Origin of the sequence: Flavisericum labens (assembly GCF_045446075.1) — a bacterium.
Lineage (GTDB): Bacteria > Bacteroidota > Bacteroidia > Flavobacteriales > Flavobacteriaceae > Flavisericum > Flavisericum labens.
Genome location: NZ_JBJJBQ010000001.1, coordinates 196670 through 214253, shown reverse-complemented (window position 1 = coordinate 214253; position 17584 = coordinate 196670). Strand labels below are relative to the sequence as shown.

Here is a 17584-nt window from a genome sequence, read left to right as displayed (position 1 = left end):
AAACGATATTATTTGATTTTGTAACTTCGTAAAAACAAATAATATTTAATGAGCGCACTAATTTTATGGGCAACCATTTCTATTTTCTTTTCTTTTATATGTTCCATCCTCGAGGCTGTTCTATTAAGTGTTACTCCCACTTTTATAAACGTGAAAAAACGCGAAAACAAAGATTACGCACTAACCCTTGAGCATTTAAAAAAAGACGTTGATAAGCCCTTAATTGCCATTTTAACACTAAACACCATTGCACACACCTTAGGTGCCATGATGGTGGGTATAGAGGCCGAAAAACTACCTTATAAACTAGAGTTATTTGGCATTAATACGGTTGGAATTGTATCAGCCATCATGACTTTTTTAATATTGGTAGCTTCAGAAATTATTCCTAAAACTATTGGTGCTACCTATTGGAAACAACTAGCTAATTTCGCGGCAAAAACATTAACTATTATGATTTTTCCACTGAAGTGGACAGGTATTTTATGGCTACTTCAATTAACTACAAAACTTATTGGAGGAACTGGACACGGCAGTGTTTTAACACGTGAAAGTTTTATGATGATGACCGATATGGCCCATGAAGAAGGCGTTTTTCAAGAAAATGAAAGCAAGGTTATTAAAAACCTCTTGACTTTTAAAGAGGTGTTTGCAAAAGACATCATGACCCCAAGAACGGTAATGAAAATTGAAGACGAAAGCGCTACAGTTGAAGAGTTTTTTAAAAAGAACCTTAACCTGAGGTTTTCAAGAATTCCTGTATATGTTGATGACCCTGATAATATAAAAGGTCTTGTTTTAAAAGATGAGATTTTTAAAGAAATGGCGCTGGACAATGGCTCTAAAAAATTAGAGGAATTAAAAAGAAACATTATTGTTGTTGGGCGAAACATACCTATTCCTAAACTTTTTGAAAAACTTATTGAAAGTAGAAATCATATGGCGCTAGTAGTTGATGAATATGGCTCTGTTAGTGGATTGGTAACTATGGAAGATGTTATAGAAACTTTGCTCGGTCTAGAAATTATGGATGAAAGCGATAACGTTTCAGATTTACAGCTGCTGGCCAGAAAAAGCTGGGAAAGCCGTGCGAAAAAATTAGGTATTTTTGATGATACTGACACCCCAGATTAATTATGCCGAGCTGCATCATAAAATCCCCTCTGGGCTTCACTAAAATTACAGGTGATTCATATGGAATTGCTTCTGTAACCGTGTTGAATTCTGAAGAAAAAGTAACGGACATTGTTCCTATTGAACTTGAAGATTGTGTGATTCAACTTAAAGAATATTTTGAAGGTATTCGTAAACAATTTAGCTTAAAACTAACTCCCGAAGGCACCGATTTTCAAAAGAAGGTTTGGAAACAATTAGAACAAGTTCCATACGGAAAAACAGTCTCCTATCTAGAACTATCAAAACAATTAGGTGATGTTAAGGCCATTCGTGCCGTGGCTAATGCCAATGGTAAAAACCCGCTATGGATTGTAATTCCATGCCATCGCATTATTGGAAGCGACGGTAGTTTAACAGGATATGCCGGTGGCTTGTACCGTAAAAAATGGCTTTTGGAGCACGAAAGCCCATCTAAACAACAGTCACTATTTTAAAGCTTTATTAGCATATCGTAATCGGAAGCTGTTGCCATCACGTTATTGATAATGCTCTTGTCAATAGATTTTTGCTGTGAGTCTTCCTCGCCTTCTGGCACTCCCATAGTTTCGAAAAAACTTCTAAAGCCTTTAGGGCTGTGAATATTGACCCATTTACAAGTCGAATTGCTCTTATTACTAAATGTATGCAATGTATTTTGGGGCAGATTGACACTTTCGCCTGCTTTAACAATCTTAATTTCTCCGTTGATGAAAAATTCCATTTCCCCTTCGGTAATTAAAAAACTTTCGGTAAAATGTTCGTGCAAATGTGGTGGTGGGCCAGGTACCCCAGCTGGAGTTTCTCCAAAGGCTAAATCGTAGTCGCCTGCTGTATCATGAAGCGTAACCTTGTGTCCTAAAACCCATTTAGAATCTAATGTTTTCATGTTTATAAGATTTTTGTCTCACAAATATATGACAAATTTTTGTATCTTCAAATATTTATAAGATATTTGTCTCATGAGTAATATTTCAATAAATACAGGCCGCACTAAACAGAAACAGAGAACGAGACGTAAAATACTTGATATTACAAAGGAACTTCTACAACAAGGTAAAAAATTAAGTTTAGAAGTCGTTGCTGAGGCATCTGGGATTTCAAGAGCCACAATTTATCGCTACTTTTCCAATATAGATATCCTATGTTCTGAGGCAGGTTTGGATATTTTTACCAACTCGACAACAACTATTTTTCAAGAAACAAAGGATCTTCCCATCATTGAGCGAATCCTATACATCCAAAATTATTTTAACGATTTAGCATTGGATAACGAACCTGGGTTCCGTAAATATTTAAGTATTTATCTCAAAGAAGATGTTTCTAATAAAAAAGAATCTCCGAGAGGCTCGCGTAGAACCGCTGCACTAAAACTTGCACTAGTTCCCTATCGAAATAAACTAGATAGCCATACTTACAACAATCTCATTTCAACCGCTACATCATTAATGGGTATAGAATCTATCATTTGCACAAAAGATGTATGTAATCTAACCAATCGAGAATCCAAAGAGGCCTTGGCTTGGGGATTAAAAATTATATTGAAATCGGTCTTTTAAAAATCTTTCATGTGGTTTAATCGGTTCGCTTATAATTGTTATATTTATTTGCACTAAACAACCTTATAATGAAATATATAAAAAAAACCGTCAAATGGATATTTATAACCATTTTACTCCTTGTAATTTTACTGTATATATTTGATTATGGATACATTATCCGTGGTGTACAAGTAGTTTACTTAACAGGGCACAAAACCGTATTCATTGATGACTACCCTTATTTTGAAAACGATACTATAAATAAAGGAGATGTTACAGATAAATGGGCACTACATAAAAAATACAATACAATAGAAGCTACCCAAACTTTAAACAAAATTAATGAAGAGCTAGAAACAGTTGCTTTTTTAATTATTAAAAACGATAGCATTTACTACGAATGGTACGCTCCAAACTATAGTAAGGAATCAAAAACAAACTCTTTTTCTGTTACCAAAAGCATCACCTCTGCTTTACTTGGCAAATCCATTATGGATGGTTACATTAAGGGTTTAGACCAACCAATTACTGACTTTTATCCAGAATATGGCGATGTAAAAACAACAGTTGGTGACCTGGCATCAATGGCGTCTGGCTTAGATTGGGTAGAACATTACACCAGCCCTTTTTCACTTACTGCTAGGGCTAACTATGACGATGATTTAGCTGAAACCATTTTGAGCCTAAAAGTTGTTGAAACTCCTGGTGAAAAATTCGAATACCTTAGTGGCAATACCCAATTATTAGGGATGATTATTCAAAAGGCAACAGGTATGCCATTAGCAAAGTACCTTTCTGAGAGTTTTTGGAAACCTATGGGGGCATCTCAAAATGCCTTATGGCAAGTTGATGATGCTGAAAACCGATTAGCTAAAACGTTCTGTTGTATTTCTAGTAACGCCAGAGACTTTGCCCGTTTTGGTAAACTTTATAAAGACCATGGAAAATGGAATGGAAAGCAAATTTTAGATTCGACGTTTGTTGCAAAATCAACAACACCACGTTTTAAAGAAAGTCCAGAATACGGGTACGGCTGGTGGCTAAAAAAAGATAAAGACAAAAGTTTTTTCATTATGCGCGGTCATCATAGCCAATATGTAATTGTTGAACCCGAGGACAACGTTATTATAGTTAGGTTAGGCCACCACACCTCGTCAGACGAAGGAAATAGGCCTTTTACTATAGACATGAGTGTTTATATTGAAGAAGCTTATAAAATGATTGAAAAATGATTTCAAAACTCAATTTAGAAAACATACTATTTCTGGACATTGAAACGGTCCCTGAAGTCCAAAATTTTTCAGAACTAGATAAAACGGCTCAAGATCTATGGGAACAAAAATCGAAATACCAACGTAAAGACGATTTTACAGCGGAAGAATTTTATGAACGAGCAGGGATTTGGGCCGAATTTGGCAAAATAGTTTGTATTTCGGTGGGTTACTTCAATATATTAAACGATTTAAGAAGCTTCCGAGTAACTTCTTTCTATGGCGATGAAGTGAAAGTTTTAAAAGACTTTAAAAATTTACTTATTTCACATTTCAGCCAAACCAAACACTTACTTTGTGCGCACAATGGAAAAGAATTCGACTTTCCGTACATTGCACGCCGCATGATTATTCACAATATTGAACTGCCGTATAAACTAAATTTATTTGGTAAAAAACCATGGGAAGTACCGCATTTAGACACTTTAGAATTGTGGAAATTTGGGGATTATAAAACCTATACCTCTTTAAAATTATTAACTCATGTTTTGGGCATACCATCCCCAAAAGATGATATTGACGGTAGCGAAGTTTACCGTGTATATTACGAAGAAAATGAAATTGATAGAATAATTACCTATTGCGAAAAGGATACTATTGCAGTGGCACAAATATTTTTACGCTTGCGCGGTGATGAGTTACTGCATAACGATGAAATTATTCATATTTAAATGGCTAAAATGATAGTTAAGTAGAACGGTTATCAGTTCGAGCGGAGTCGAGACCTTACAAACAAAATCAATAATTAAAAAGTTTATTTTATCTGAATTCAAAACTTAAAATGGAAAACAAACCAATTTTAAACATAAACAACCTTTCCATTTCATTCGGAAAAAATGAAGTAATTCACAACATATCTTACTACTTAAACCAAAATAAAATATTAGGCATTGTTGGTGAATCGGGTTCAGGTAAATCGGTGTCTTCTTTAGCTATTCTTGGCCTTCTCCCAAAGAAAATTTCCAGTATATCAAATGGTGAAATCATTTACCATGACCAAAATTTAATCGGTCTGTCCGACAAAGCCTTTCAAAACATACGAGGCAATAAAATATCCATGATTTTTCAGGAACCCATGAGTTCTTTAAACCCTTCTATGACTTGTGGAAAACAAGTTGAGGAGATATTATTTCAGCACATCCAATTATCTCTAAAAGAAGCTAAAACTGAAACCATTCATCTTTTTGAAAAAGTAAAATTACCCAACCCAGAACGTGTTTACAAAGCCTATCCACATGAAATTTCTGGTGGACAAAAACAACGTGTTATGATTGCCATGGCTATTGCCTGCAAACCGGATATTTTAATCGCCGATGAACCAACCACAGCTCTGGATGTTACTGTTCAAAAGGATATTATCGCCCTTTTAAAGGATTTGCAGGTTGAAACTAAAATGAGTATTATTTTCATAACTCATGATTTAGCCTTGATTTCTGAAATTGCCGACAGAGTTTTAGTAATGTACAAAGGTGAAATCGTAGAACAGGGTTCTGTAGCAGCAATATTTCAAAACCCACAACACAATTACACCAAAGCATTGATTAACTCACGCCCTTCATTGGACACTCGATTAAAAACGCTGCCTACCATTAAAGACTATTTAAAGGGCTCTATTTCTAACGAAATTGTCACGAAAGAACAACGCCAAAAGAATCACAAGGCGATATATAGCAAACCCCCACTTTTAGAGGTCATTAATATTGAGAAAGAATACATTTCGAAATCTGGATTATTTTCTAAACACAGCACATTTAAAGCCGTAAACGACGTTAGTTTTAAGTTATATGAAGGCGAAACTTTAGGCTTGGTAGGTGAATCGGGTTGTGGAAAATCAACCCTTGGAAACGCCATACTTCAACTCGATAAAGCAACAGCTGGAAAAATACTTTATAAGGGCACAGATATTACCCATTTATCTAAATCCGAAACCAGAGCACTTAGAAAAGACATTCAAATTATATTTCAAGACCCCTATTCCTCTTTAAATCCAAGAATCCCTGTAGGACAAGCCATTATGGAACCTATGAAGGTTCATGGCCTGTATCATTCGGAAGCTGAACGAAAGGAAAAATCCATCGATATTCTAAATCGTGTAGGATTGTCTCAAGACTATTTTAATCGCTACCCACATGAGTTTTCCGGAGGGCAAAGGCAACGCATAGGTATAGCCAGAACTATTGCTTTGCAGCCCAAACTTATTGTTTGTGACGAGTCGGTTTCAGCGTTAGATATATCAGTTCAAGCACAGGTTTTAAATTTGCTTAACGAACTTAAAGAATCTTTTGGGTTTACCTATATTTTCATATCGCACGATTTGGCCGTTGTAAAATATATGAGCGACCAATTGCTAGTAATGAATCAAGGTAAAATTGAAGAATTGGACGACGCCGATGTTATTTACAGCTCGCCTAAAAAAGAATACACCAAAAAATTAATTCATGCTATACCCAAAGGATTATAGCATGAATACTTTCTTGGTTAAGTAAATTAAACTTTTAAAAAACTGCAAATTCTCATTAAGAGTTTCTTTGAATTTGCTCTCATCATTAGTAGGTTGTTCAGGTAGATTTGTTGCAATATTCATAAGTTTAAATTTATGGTAGATTTGGGGAAATCTATTTATTAAATTTGGTGTTTTTGGGGACTGCTAATATCAAACTTTTTTTCAATAAATCAGTTTAAAAACATAAAATTTCGATGAAATGCATTTTTATTTAACATTTTGTCGGATTTTCTCCATATTTTCAAGCCTTACTTTCAAATAAAAACGGTTTTGATCACATGGACAAACCTTTTGATCTTCATAGATTACTTATCTTTATAGAACTATATATTTTATAAGATGTCTGAAAAAAAACTATGGGAAGGCTCAACTGCTTTTAAAGAAAACAGTCATTTATTTGATTACAAAATTTGGCTTGAACAAAAGCATAACTTATACTTTGATTCTTATGATGATTTATGGCAATGGTCTGTCAGCCATATAAAAGATTTCTGGGAAAGTATTTGGCATTATTTTAATGTGTTATCATACGGCGAATATAAATCGGTTTTAAGTATGACCTCTATGCCGGATTTCAACTGGTTTGATGGCGTGAAGCTTAATTACGCCGAACATATTTTCAGACACAATTTAACCAACGAAACCGCCATCATTTTCAGTAACGAACATGGCGATTATTCAGAATTATCATGGAACGATTTAAAAGACAAGGTAGCTGCTATGGCGTCCTATTTAAAATCAATAGGCGTATCTAAAGGAAACTGCGTTGTAGCTTTTTTGCCCAATGTACCAGAAGCCACCATTTCATTTCTGGCGGTTAATTCCATAGGGGCAATATGGTCGAGCACCTCACCCGATTTTGGCACTGAAAGCGTAATTGACCGTTTTGAGCAAATTAAACCTAAAGTTTTTATAACCACCGATGGCTATTATTATAATGGAAAATCTTATGATAAAACCACCATAGCAATTGATATAGCCAAAGCACTACCAACTGTACAAAAAGTGCTTGTTTTGCCATATTTAACCAAAGAAGACATTTCTGGTTTCCCTAAAGATTTTGTCAATATAAATACGGTGCTGAACACAAAAGCAAAAGAATTGAATTTTGAACCCGTTGAATTCAGTCACCCCATTTGGGTTTTATACTCATCGGGTACCACTGGACTGCCCAAAGCCATTGTGCATTCTAATGGCGGTATTTTGTTGGAACATTTAAAATACATGGCCTTCCATAACGATGTACACCAAGGCGAACGCTATTTTTGGTACACCACAACCGGTTGGATGATGTGGAATTTTTTACAGTCGGCCTTATTGATGGGATCGACCATTATTCTGTATGATGGTAGCCCAACCTATCCTGATTTCAATAAACTTTGGACGTTTTCAGACGAAATAAAAATTAATCATTTTGGAACCAGTGCCCCGTTTTTGGTGGCCAGTATGAAAAAGAAAATAGAACCGAAAAACCAAAGTAATCTTAGTACCGTTCGCTCCATAAGTTCCACTGGCGCACCATTGCCTTTTGAAGCTTTCGATTACGTTTACGAAAGTATTAAAGAAGATGTTTGGCTATGCTCTATGGCGGGTGGCACTGATGTTTGCACGGCATTTGTGGGTGGCACACCGTTTTATGCAGTTCATTCCGGTGAAATACAATGTAGGGCTTTAGGCGTATCGCTATATGCCTATGATGACAACGGTAAACCTATTGAAGACGATTTAGGTGAAATGGTTATCGATAAGCCCATGCCCTCCATGCCTATTTATTTCTGGAATGATGACAATAAAAATCGTTATAGAGCAAGTTATTTTGAACATTTTCCCGGCAAATGGCGTCACGGCGATTTTATAAAAATCAATTCTAAAACAAAAGGTATTGTTATTTATGGCCGTTCCGATGCCACTTTAAATAGACACGGTATTCGCATTGGCACCAGCGAAATTTATAGAACAATCAATAAGATAAAAACAATTGAAGATTCACTAATTGTGAATTTAGAGCTTGACGGTGGAAAGCATTACATGCCATTATTTGTTAAAATGAAGCCCGGTATTGAATTAACTGAAGATATTAAAACCCAAATAAGGGAGTATTTAAAAAAAGAGTATTCACCGCGACACGTGCCTGATGAGATTGTTGAAGTATCAGATATTCCATACACCATTAGCGGAAAAAAAATGGAAGCCCCCATAAAAAAGATTTTATTGAAAATGCCTTTGGAAAAATCGATTAATGTAGATTCGATGAAAAACCCAGAATCTGTCAAGTTTTTTGTGGAGTTGGCAAAGAAGATTTAAAAGAATTAAATTAAAAACTTATTTTCATGTTTTTAGAACCTCTTCCCTTCTAAACTTAACCATACGGACAATGAGTTCTTTCGGTAAAGGTTTATTCAATGGAAACTGAACCGAACCCTTTCCTTGTTTATAGTTCTTTAATTCGTCGGAAAACTTAGCCATTGTAGTTGGAAACGGGTAAAATCCGATAAACTTTGAATAACTGGCCATCATAATCTGCTGATCTCGCTTGCCTCCAGGAACTAATTCAAAACACGGTATTTTATAATTCAGGGCCTCAACAGCATTTGGAGCAGCACCTTTTATTATGCCCCTCAATTCATTCAAAACAGTTTGTGCCTCTTTCGGTTGATTGGCGATGTAATCGTCAATTGTTTCAAAATTTGGCATTGGACCCTTTTTTCCCATTCGATTTTAAATCATGAAAAAATTAAAAATCTTACCCAAAATCCAAATCATCAGCAGTGTCTTCAACTGGATTCGGGTTGTCGCTACCATCTTTATCTGGTGCTGTGGAGCAATCCACTCGTATAGAAAGATTTTCAGGTTCAATAAACTCTTCTTTTGAAATATTCAATTCAGGGTCCGCATAACAACTCTTCATGTACGACCCCCAGATCGGCAAGGCCATGGTTGCACCTTGACCATAAGTAATGCTAGCAAAGTGAGCGGCTCTATCTTCCGCACCTACCCAAACCCCTGTAACTAAATTGGGCACCATGCCCATAAACCAACCATCACTTTGGTTTTGTGTGGTTCCTGTTTTTCCAGCTATGGGATTAGTAAATTCATATGGATAACCTGTAATTACTTCTTTATAAACTTGATTATTTACAGCCCAATTACCACGTAGTCTTGTCCCAGATCCACCTTGAGTAACACCCTCTAAAAGCTTAACAGTCACATAAGCCGATTCAGCACTAAGTACATCTCTTGTTTCGGGTTTAAACTGATATAAAATGGTCCCGTTTTTATCTTCAATATTGGTTACCATTACCGGCTTTGTATAAACCCCTTGATTGGCAAATGCAGAGTAAGCCCCAACCATTTCATAAACACTTATGTCTGGAGTACCTAATGCTATCGATGGAACAACGGGTACATTAGAGTCAACACCTAACTTTTTCACTAGGTCTACCACCGTTTGTGGACCTACTTTATCCATTAATTGGGCCGTTATGGTATTTACAGAATTTGCCAAAGCATTTTTTAATGTCCGTGTTCCTCCGTAATCATTATCGCCATTAGAATTACTTGGACACCACTCCTTAGGATTTCCATATTTGTTGGCTTCAATGCAAAAAGGCACGTCTGGAAACTCATCACAGGGCGAATAATGTAATTGATCTATAGCTGTAGCATAAACAAAAGGTTTAAAGGTTGAACCCACTTGGCGCTTACCTTGTTTTACCATATCGTACTGAAAATGTCTGTAATTTACCCCTCCAACCCATGCTTTTACATGACCTGTCTGGGGGTTCATAGACATCATACCGGTTCGTAAAAATGACTTGTAATACCTCATGGAATCGATTGGTTTCATAATGGTATCAAACTCTGAAGGTTGCCCATCTTTCCATTGAAAAACCGTCATTTGGGTTGGTTTTTGAAAAGATTTTTTAATTTCTTCATCAGATTTTTTTAAATCATATTTCATATGCCTCCAACGTTCTGATTGCCTTATAGAACGGTTCATCAAATCGTCAATTTCAGTTTGATCCAGATCTAAAAAAGGTGCTGTTGGATTTCTATCTGGTGTATTTTGGTGAAAAAATTCGGCTTGTAACTTAGCCATATGCTGCTGCACGGCATCTTCGGCATGTTGTTGCATACGAGAATCGATAGTGGTGTATATTTTCAATCCGTCGTTGTACAAATTCCATTTGGATCCATCAGGTTTGGGATTATTTGCAATCCATTCTTTCATAAAACCATCCAAATAGCCTCTAAAATAGGTCGCAATTCCTTCTCGATGTGATTCCGGTGTATAGTTCAAATCGAGTTCTGTTTGCTGAAGTGAGTCCTTTAACTTTTCATTGATATAGTCATTTTCCGCCATTTGAGCTAAAACCACATTACGTCTATTTTTCACACCAACTGGGTTTCTTCTGGGGTTATACAACGCCGAATTTTTAAACATCCCCACCAACATAGCTGATTCTTTAAGGTTTAGGTCCTTTGGTTCCTTTCCAAAATAAATTCGCGATGCACTACGAATACCATCGGCATTATTTAAAAAGTCGTAAATATTGAAATACTGTGCTATAATTTCTTCTTTGGTATATTGGCGCTCTAAACGTATAGCGATAACCCATTCTTTTATTTTTTGAAGTATACGCTCTACAATATTTCTTGAACCTTCACCATGGAACAACTGTTTTGCCAACTGTTGTGAAATAGTACTGGCTCCTCCACTGCTTCCTAATTTCACCACAGCCCGTAACGTGCCTCGGGCATCAATACCCGAATGCTCATGAAAACGTTCATCTTCAGTGGCTATTAAGGCATTCACTAAATGCTCTGGTAAATCGTTATAACTTACGGGTGTTCGATTATCGTTAAAATAGAATTTACCTAAGGTTTGTCCATCTGAAGAAATAATTTCGGTCGCTAAATTGGTTCGTGGGTTTTCCAATTGCGTGTGGTCTGGCATTTTTCCCAACCAGCCCCAAGAGGCCATTAAAAATATTAATACTACGACTATTATGCCTCCTAGAAACAGCATCCAGAACCAGCGGATGTACTTTGAAAAATCTGGGGTTGCTTTTTTAGGTTCTTTTTTTGCTTTTGCCATGTACTACTTATTAAAAAAAACTTCGACTTTAGACTTTCTTGAATAAAGCCAAAAGACTAAGTATAAATATTTTATTTTGTATTCAGGGTTTCTACTCTAAAACCAACATCGGTAATACCTTCCAGTTCCTTTACTCCATTTACCTTTCCAGTTTCTCTCATGGCATGTTGAATGCTAACCGTATAATCCCCCGATTCGTTAAACACTACGTCTTCTTTGTACCATAATTTGTTTTCTTTTACATCGGTATGGCCTGTTCCTAATAGTTTTCCATCGGGTGCGGCCATTCTATATTCCAAAGTGTCTTTTACGGTTTTGCCATGCGGAAATACCATTTCAACAATCAAAAATAAATTGTTGTATTTATAGGCATTGGTATTGCGTAAATTAACAAACAAATTATAGGCATTGGTTGAATCTGGCGGGTTAAACTTAAAACTAACTATAGAATCTTTATGCCATTTATTAGGTACCGATTTGTATGTATCGAAAACACGGTTGGAGTCGCACGAAACAAAAAACAAGGCCCCTATTGCAAAAGATAACCAGACTCTATTTTTCAGCATTTTTACTGTTTTGAGGTTTTCGTTTATTGTTTTTTCTTCTCCTTTTATTTTTTTGTCCCTGCTGTTGCGTTTGGGCTTGGTTTTGCTTTTGACCATCGTTATTGGCTGGAGCATTTCTGTTATTTCTTCGATTGCCCTTTCTTCTATTACTTTTACGTTTTTTATTTCGTTTTGGACTATCGAACCTTGTTAAGCTATCTTGACCTACAACGTTCTCAAACTCATTTTTAGTATCTTCAACTACATCTGAAGCATATTCTTCAAGGCTAGCAATTTTTTTATTTTGCTTATTCAATTCGATAATTTCATTGGCTTGATCGGTAGTTATTTTGTGCCAGTTCATCCATTCGCCTTCATAGGCATACCACATGTGACCTTTGAAAATATCTGTTTTTTGGCATACTGCCGTTCCTTTTTCGGTATAAAGCTTTGTATCGGTTTTTGGAAAGTCTTTTAACGCATCTAGGTACGTATCAAGCTCGTAATTTAAACAGCATTTTAGCTTACCACATTGCCCTGCTAACTTTTGCGGATTTAAGGACAGCTGCTGATAGCGCGCTGCCGATGTGCTTACCGAGCGAAAATCGGTTAACCAAGTAGAACAGCACAATTCGCGCCCACATGACCCAATACCCCCAAGTCTTGCCGCCTCTTGACGGAAACCCACTTGCTTCATTTCAATTCGGGTTCTGAACTCTCGTGCAAAAACTTTGATTAGTTCTCTGAAATCTACGCGCTCTTCTGCTGTATAATAAAAAGTAGCTTTACTGGCATCCCCCTGAAATTCGATGTCGGAAATTTTCATTTGCAACCTTAAATCGATAGCAAACTGGCGGGCTTTCACTTTCATAGCTTCTTCCCTATCTCTGGCTTTTTGCCAAATATCGATGTCTTTCTGGCTGGCCTTTCGGTATATTTTTAAACCTTCTTCAACCTTATCGGGAATGTTTTTGCGCTTCATTTGAACGCGCACCAATTCCCCCGTAAGGGTAACCATGCCAATATCGTGACCAGATTTTGCTTGGGTAGCCACAATATCGCCAATACTTAAAGTGAGATTATCTAAATTGTGGTAGTACTCTTTTCGTCCATTTTTAAAACGAACCTCAAACCAATTGTATGGCTTTTCTCCGCTGGGAAGCGACATGTTTGCCAACCAATCAAAAACGGTTAATTTATTACAACTATCTGTACCACAGGTACCGTTGTTTTTGCAGCCCTTTGGGGAACCGTCTTTAGTTGTGCAACTAGCGCAGGCCATATGTTTTTATATATTGAATTCGTTAATAATTAGATTATTACGAATGATGGTTAAAATTGTGTTTTCGATTTGTAAATATATGATTATTTGCAGTACTTAAAAAAAGAAGCTGGTAATAATCTGTGTGCGATGAACTATTAAAATAATATTTTACGGGTTTAAACCTGCTTAACAGATATAATCTTAACGGGGCATGCTTTTGCGGCATTGTCACAATCATCTAAAATTAACTCGTCGTTTGATTTTAAAGTGAAAAAACCTTTTTTTTCATTGGAATGCAACAATACCGATTTACCGTCTTTTTTTGACATTTGAAACTGATTTGGCGCCAACTCAACGCAGTAATTACAGCCAATGCATTTTTTTCTTTGTAATGTGATGACGACCATTAGGCTTCTACTTTATTTACTACAATTTTATAAAGTTTGTCAGATTGCCTAATCCTGAATGGCAGTTTTAAAGTTACCGAATCGCCTTTGATACCTTGGGAGTTGTTTTCGTCGTTAACCATCATATCTGTCACAACCAACTCTTGTGCTCCAGTGGTGGGCCCAGTAACTAACACGGTATCTCCAACGTTTATATTATAGGCCTCAATTTTAAATTCACCCACTTTTGCCTTAGGAAAGAAGTGCACACCCTTACCGATATAAACTTTTTTTTGGGTGGCATGAGACCCCGAGCCTTTACTCCATTCACCCAGTTTTTGACCTAAATAATAGCCACTCCAGAACCCACGGTTGTAAACGGTCTCTAAGGTTTGCATCCAAGAAATCACTTCATTTTTGCTGTAGGTGCCATTTTCAAGACTGTCGATAGCTTCCCGATAACATTTAATAACCTTGGCCACGTATTCTGGTGCTCGCCCCCGTCCTTCAATCTTCAACACTTTTATTCCAGCATCGACTACCTCATCTAAAAAGTCGATGGTACACAAATCTTTTGGAGACATGATATAATCGTTATCCAGCTCCATTTCAAAACCAGTTTCCTGATCTACAACAGTATATTTTTTTCGGCAATTTTGCTTGCACGCCCCTCTATTGGCAGATGAATTTTGAGAATGCAAACTTAGATAGCACTTCCCAGAAACAGCCATGCATAGTGCCCCATGTCCAAAAATTTCGATTTCTACCAGTTTACCCGAAGGGCCTGTTACCTGCTCCTTTTCTATTTGCTCGGTAATCTTTTTTACTTGCCTTAAGCTCAATTCACGACTAAGCACCATAGTATCGGCGAACATGGCGTAAAACTTTACCGTTTCAATATTTGTGATGTTGATTTGAGTAGAAATATGCACTTCCATACCAGCTTCGCGTGCTGCCATAATCACGGCCTGGTCCATAGCAATAACTGCTGTTATATCAGCTTCTTTAGCTTTTTTAATCAAGGTTTTTACAATCGATAGGTCATGGTCGTAAATAATGGTGTTTAATGTTAAATACGTTCTTACACTTTTGGCTTTGCAACGTTTTGCGATTTCGGGCAAATCTTCTAAGGTAAAATTCATCGATGCCCTTGCGCGCATATTCAATTGCTCAACTCCAAAGTAAATGGAATCTGCACCATTATCTAAAGCAGCCTGCAACGATTCAAAATTACCAGCAGGTGCCATTAACTCTATATTCTGCATGGCTTAAGATTTAATTTTATCTGCTTTTAGGGTTTCGAAGATGTTCCTTAAATCCTTTTTGTAAGGCAAATGGTCTGCCCGGCCTTTTTTAAAGATGTCGTTACTATTTCCCTGGCCTTTTCTGAGAGTTTTTTGCTCTTCGTATGGTAAAGCGTGTATTTCTTTGCAATTGTTTGAACAACAATTATTCATTTCTTCCTTACACTTATCGCATTGAATAAAAAGTAAATGGCAAGCATCATTGGCACAGTTGGTATGCACATCGAAAGGTGCGCCGCATTGGTGACATTGTGCAATAACGTCTTCGCTAATTTTTTCTGCTCGGCGCTCATCAAAAACAAAGTTCTTTCCCAAAAACTTATTCTCCAATTTGTTTTCGTTTACCTGTCGGGTGTATTCAATAATACCGCCTTCTAACTGAAAAACATTTTTAAAACCTTTATGCTTAAAATAGGCGCTCGCCTTTTCGCAACGAATACCACCAGTGCAATACATCACGAGATTCTTGTCTTCTTTATGCTCTTTTAAATCTTCTTCAATAATATCTAAAGACTCACGAAACGTATCAACATCTGGCGTTACGGCATTTTTAAAGTGTCCTATCTCGCTTTCATAGTGGTTGCGCATATCGACCAAAACCGTTTTTTCATCTTCAATCAGTTGGTTGAATTTTTCAGCACCAACATGAACACCTTTATTGGTAACATCAAACGTGTCGTCGTTTAAGCCATCGGCCACAATTTTGTTACGCACCTTAACCTTCAGTTTTAAAAACGACATGTTATCCTGTTCTACCGCAACATTAAGCCTAATATCCTTTAAAAAAGATATGGAATCTAAATGCGTTTTGAATTCGTTAAACCTATCGGCAGGAAGCGATAATTGTCCATTAACACCTTCGGCAGCTACATAAATGCGACCTAGGACATCCAATTGGTCCCAAACCAGGAATAGCTGATCTCTAAATTCTTGTGTATTTTCAATTTTAGCGTACTTATAGAAAGAAAGCGTTAATCGGTCTTTTCCGGCTTTTTCGATTAATTCTGCCCTTTCTTTTGCGCTTAATTTATTGTACAGTTGCATGCTATACTAATTTTAAGGTTAAAGCCGCATAATGCGGAACAAAGAAATATTTTAGGCTGCAAAAGTACAATTTTAAGAAGAAATACCCTTTTAATCAATAAAAAAAGCACCTAAACATAGTGCCTAAGTGCCTTTTACTGAGTTTGAGTTAGTCTGTTTTCAAAACTCGTTTGGTAAATTTGATAGCAAAATTTTTCCTCTTTAGGCATAAGATGCAAATCTTACTAAAAGGTTGCGTAATAAAATTCCTTTTTTTAAAATTTATGTTGAAAACTATTATTGTGATATGCCAAAAAGTTGTAGTACTTTAGCAAGCATAATTTTAGAAAAAAATTGAAAATGAGCAGTGAAAAAGACGCTAAATTAAAAGCATTAAAACTTACCCTAGATAAATTAGACAAGGCTTACGGCAAAGGTACCGTAATGAAAATGAGCGATGCCGCCGTACAAGATGTAGATGCCATTTCTTCGGGGTCATTAGGATTGGATATAGCCCTAGGTGTTGGCGGTTACCCACGTGGCCGTGTGATAGAAATTTACGGGCCAGAATCATCAGGTAAAACCACCTTAACGTTACATGCTATTGCCGAAGCCCAAAAAGCTGGTGGAATTGCTGCTTTTATTGATGCTGAACATGCTTTCGATCGTTTTTATGCTGAAAAATTAGGTGTGGATATTGAAAATTTAATAATCTCGCAACCCGATAATGGAGAGCAAGCTTTAGAAATTACCGATAATCTTATTCGTTCTGGGGCTATTGATATTGTTGTAATCGATTCGGTAGCAGCCTTAACACCAAAGAGTGAAATTGAAGGCGAAATGGGCGACTCTAAAATGGGACTACATGCTAGATTAATGTCGCAAGCCTTAAGAAAATTAACTGCTTCCATTAGCAAGACCCACTGTACAGTAATATTCATCAACCAATTACGTGAAAAAATTGGTGTCATGTTTGGTAACCCAGAAACCACAACAGGAGGTAATGCTTTAAAATTCTATGCTTCCGTACGTTTGGATATTCGCCGATCTACTCAAATTAAAGAAACCAATGGTGATGTAGCCGGAAACAAAACCCGTGTAAAAGTGGTTAAAAATAAAGTAGCCCCACCTTTTAAAATGGCTGAGTTCGATATTATGTACGGCGAAGGCGTTAGCAAAGTAGGTGAAATTTTGGATTTGGCCGTAGAATACGAAATTGTAAAGAAAAGCGGTTCGTGGTTTAGTTACGACGAAACCAAATTAGGCCAAGGTCGCGATGCCGTAAAAGCTTTGATAAAAGATAATCCAGAACTTATGGATGAACTGGAAGAAAAGGTTAGAAAAGCCGTTTCCGAAAAATAACACAAAAAACCCCGCAAAAGCGGGGTTTTTGTTTAAAACACTCTTTTTTAAATAATTACAATAAAAAAGCATCATTTTCACGCAACCTTTTTATAAATTAGGTATCTACATAGTGCAAACATGTATTTAACCCTA

General features: G+C 36.6%; 16 protein-coding genes. 8 read left to right on the top strand and 8 right to left on the bottom strand.

Features of this window, described 5'->3' with window-relative positions:
- Nucleotides 1-48: 48 nt before the first annotated feature.
- Nucleotides 49-1134 carry a CNNM domain-containing protein gene (locus ACIEHO_RS00955; RefSeq protein WP_406967707.1) on the top strand — a complete coding sequence of 362 codons (1086 nt, stop codon included), beginning with the start codon at nucleotides 49-51 and terminating at the stop codon, nucleotides 1132-1134.
- A 2-nt stretch (nucleotides 1135-1136) separates the two neighbouring features.
- Entirely contained in the window at nucleotides 1137-1610 is a 474-nt protein-coding gene (locus ACIEHO_RS00950; protein WP_406967705.1) for a methylated-DNA--[protein]-cysteine S-methyltransferase, read from the top strand.
- Here ACIEHO_RS00950 and ACIEHO_RS00945 read toward each other — a convergent pair.
- On the bottom strand, nucleotides 1607-2041 hold the full coding sequence (locus ACIEHO_RS00945; protein WP_406967703.1) for a cupin domain-containing protein: 435 nt from the start codon (nucleotides 2039-2041) through the stop codon (nucleotides 1607-1609). The two genes, ACIEHO_RS00950 and ACIEHO_RS00945, sit on opposite strands and share 4 nt — an antisense overlap.
- Before the next feature lie 73 nt (nucleotides 2042-2114).
- Here ACIEHO_RS00945 and ACIEHO_RS00940 point away from each other — a divergent pair, with 73 nt between their 5' ends.
- The 5 genes from ACIEHO_RS00940 (at nucleotide 2115) to ACIEHO_RS00920 (ending at nucleotide 8771) form a co-directional block, all read left to right on the top strand.
- A complete protein-coding gene (locus tag ACIEHO_RS00940) occupies nucleotides 2115-2711 on the top strand; it encodes a TetR/AcrR family transcriptional regulator (protein WP_406967701.1) in 597 nt (198 codons plus the stop codon).
- A 68-nt stretch (nucleotides 2712-2779) separates the two neighbouring features.
- Entirely contained in the window at nucleotides 2780-3925 is a 1146-nt protein-coding gene (locus ACIEHO_RS00935; protein ID WP_406967699.1) for a serine hydrolase domain-containing protein, read from the top strand.
- Entirely contained in the window at nucleotides 3922-4635 is a 714-nt protein-coding gene (locus ACIEHO_RS00930) for a 3'-5' exonuclease (RefSeq protein ID WP_406967698.1), read from the top strand. Before ACIEHO_RS00935 ends, ACIEHO_RS00930 begins: the two co-directional genes overlap by 4 nt.
- A 110-nt stretch (nucleotides 4636-4745) precedes the next feature.
- Complete coding sequence (locus ACIEHO_RS00925; RefSeq protein ID WP_406967696.1) at nucleotides 4746-6425, top strand: ABC transporter ATP-binding protein; 1680 nt, start codon at nucleotides 4746-4748, stop codon at nucleotides 6423-6425.
- Between the two features lie 381 nt (nucleotides 6426-6806).
- Nucleotides 6807-8771: an acetoacetate--CoA ligase gene (locus ACIEHO_RS00920; protein WP_406967694.1), complete on the top strand. Its 1965-nt coding sequence runs from the start codon at nucleotides 6807-6809 to the stop codon at nucleotides 8769-8771.
- A gap of 24 nt (nucleotides 8772-8795) precedes the next feature.
- Here ACIEHO_RS00920 and ACIEHO_RS00915 read toward each other — a convergent pair whose 3' ends face one another.
- The 7 genes from ACIEHO_RS00915 to trhO all read right to left on the bottom strand — a co-directional run bounded on the left by ACIEHO_RS00915 (nucleotide 8796) and on the right by trhO (nucleotide 16108).
- Nucleotides 8796-9161: an iron chaperone gene (locus ACIEHO_RS00915; RefSeq protein WP_406967692.1), complete on the bottom strand. Its 366-nt coding sequence runs from the start codon at nucleotides 9159-9161 to the stop codon at nucleotides 8796-8798.
- Between the two features lie 49 nt (nucleotides 9162-9210).
- A complete protein-coding gene (locus tag ACIEHO_RS00910) occupies nucleotides 9211-11565 on the bottom strand; it encodes a penicillin-binding protein 1A (protein ID WP_406967690.1) in 2355 nt (784 codons plus the stop codon).
- Between the two features lie 71 nt (nucleotides 11566-11636).
- Nucleotides 11637-12131, bottom strand: coding sequence for a gliding motility lipoprotein GldH (locus ACIEHO_RS00905; protein ID WP_406967688.1), 495 nt, complete (start codon nucleotides 12129-12131; stop codon nucleotides 11637-11639).
- A complete protein-coding gene (locus ACIEHO_RS00900; RefSeq protein ID WP_406967686.1) occupies nucleotides 12118-13392 on the bottom strand; it encodes a PSP1 domain-containing protein in 1275 nt (424 codons plus the stop codon). Before ACIEHO_RS00900 ends, ACIEHO_RS00905 begins: the two co-directional genes overlap by 14 nt.
- A gap of 158 nt (nucleotides 13393-13550) precedes the next feature.
- Nucleotides 13551-13781, bottom strand: a complete 231-nt coding sequence (locus ACIEHO_RS00895; RefSeq protein ID WP_406967684.1) for a ferredoxin — start codon at nucleotides 13779-13781, stop codon at nucleotides 13551-13553.
- Nucleotides 13781-15025, bottom strand: coding sequence for a U32 family peptidase (locus ACIEHO_RS00890; RefSeq protein ID WP_406967682.1), 1245 nt, complete (start codon nucleotides 15023-15025; stop codon nucleotides 13781-13783). The genes ACIEHO_RS00895 and ACIEHO_RS00890 overlap by 1 nt, the downstream gene beginning before the upstream one ends.
- Before the next feature lie 3 nt (nucleotides 15026-15028).
- Nucleotides 15029-16108, bottom strand: coding sequence for an oxygen-dependent tRNA uridine(34) hydroxylase TrhO (gene trhO, locus ACIEHO_RS00885; RefSeq protein WP_406967680.1), 1080 nt, complete (start codon nucleotides 16106-16108; stop codon nucleotides 15029-15031).
- 339 nt (nucleotides 16109-16447) lie between these two features.
- On the opposite strand from trhO, the gene recA reads away from it, so the two are divergent.
- Nucleotides 16448-17449 carry a recombinase RecA gene (recA, locus tag ACIEHO_RS00880; protein WP_406967678.1) on the top strand — a complete coding sequence of 334 codons (1002 nt, stop codon included), beginning with the start codon at nucleotides 16448-16450 and terminating at the stop codon, nucleotides 17447-17449.
- The last annotated feature ends 135 nt before the right edge of the window (nucleotides 17450-17584 follow it).

Excerpts from the sequence above, each read along its gene's own strand:
- ACIEHO_RS00930 (WP_406967698.1), top strand. The coding sequence starts at position 3,922 with ATGATTTCAAAACTCAATTTAGAAAACATACTATTTCTGGACATTGAA.
- ACIEHO_RS00905 (WP_406967688.1), bottom strand. The coding sequence starts at position 12,131 with ATGCTGAAAAATAGAGTCTGGTTATCTTTTGCAATAGGGGCCTTGTTT.
- ACIEHO_RS00945 (WP_406967703.1), bottom strand. The coding sequence starts at position 2,041 with ATGAAAACATTAGATTCTAAATGGGTTTTAGGACACAAGGTTACGCTT.
- ACIEHO_RS00895 (WP_406967684.1), bottom strand. The coding sequence starts at position 13,781 with ATGGTCGTCATCACATTACAAAGAAAAAAATGCATTGGCTGTAATTAC.
- ACIEHO_RS00920 (WP_406967694.1), top strand. The coding sequence starts at position 6,807 with ATGTCTGAAAAAAAACTATGGGAAGGCTCAACTGCTTTTAAAGAAAAC.
- ACIEHO_RS00900 (WP_406967686.1), bottom strand. The coding sequence starts at position 13,392 with ATGGCCTGCGCTAGTTGCACAACTAAAGACGGTTCCCCAAAGGGCTGC.
- ACIEHO_RS00955 (WP_406967707.1), top strand. The coding sequence starts at position 49 with ATGAGCGCACTAATTTTATGGGCAACCATTTCTATTTTCTTTTCTTTT.
- ACIEHO_RS00915 (WP_406967692.1), bottom strand. The coding sequence starts at position 9,161 with ATGCCAAATTTTGAAACAATTGACGATTACATCGCCAATCAACCGAAA.
- ACIEHO_RS00935 (WP_406967699.1), top strand. The coding sequence starts at position 2,780 with ATGAAATATATAAAAAAAACCGTCAAATGGATATTTATAACCATTTTA.
- ACIEHO_RS00910 (WP_406967690.1), bottom strand. The coding sequence starts at position 11,565 with ATGGCAAAAGCAAAAAAAGAACCTAAAAAAGCAACCCCAGATTTTTCA.
- ACIEHO_RS00940 (WP_406967701.1), top strand. The coding sequence starts at position 2,115 with ATGAGTAATATTTCAATAAATACAGGCCGCACTAAACAGAAACAGAGA.
- ACIEHO_RS00950 (WP_406967705.1), top strand. The coding sequence starts at position 1,137 with ATGCCGAGCTGCATCATAAAATCCCCTCTGGGCTTCACTAAAATTACA.
- ACIEHO_RS00890 (WP_406967682.1), bottom strand. The coding sequence starts at position 15,025 with ATGCAGAATATAGAGTTAATGGCACCTGCTGGTAATTTTGAATCGTTG.
- recA (WP_406967678.1), top strand. The coding sequence starts at position 16,448 with ATGAGCAGTGAAAAAGACGCTAAATTAAAAGCATTAAAACTTACCCTA.
- trhO (WP_406967680.1), bottom strand. The coding sequence starts at position 16,108 with ATGCAACTGTACAATAAATTAAGCGCAAAAGAAAGGGCAGAATTAATC.
- ACIEHO_RS00925 (WP_406967696.1), top strand. The coding sequence starts at position 4,746 with ATGGAAAACAAACCAATTTTAAACATAAACAACCTTTCCATTTCATTC.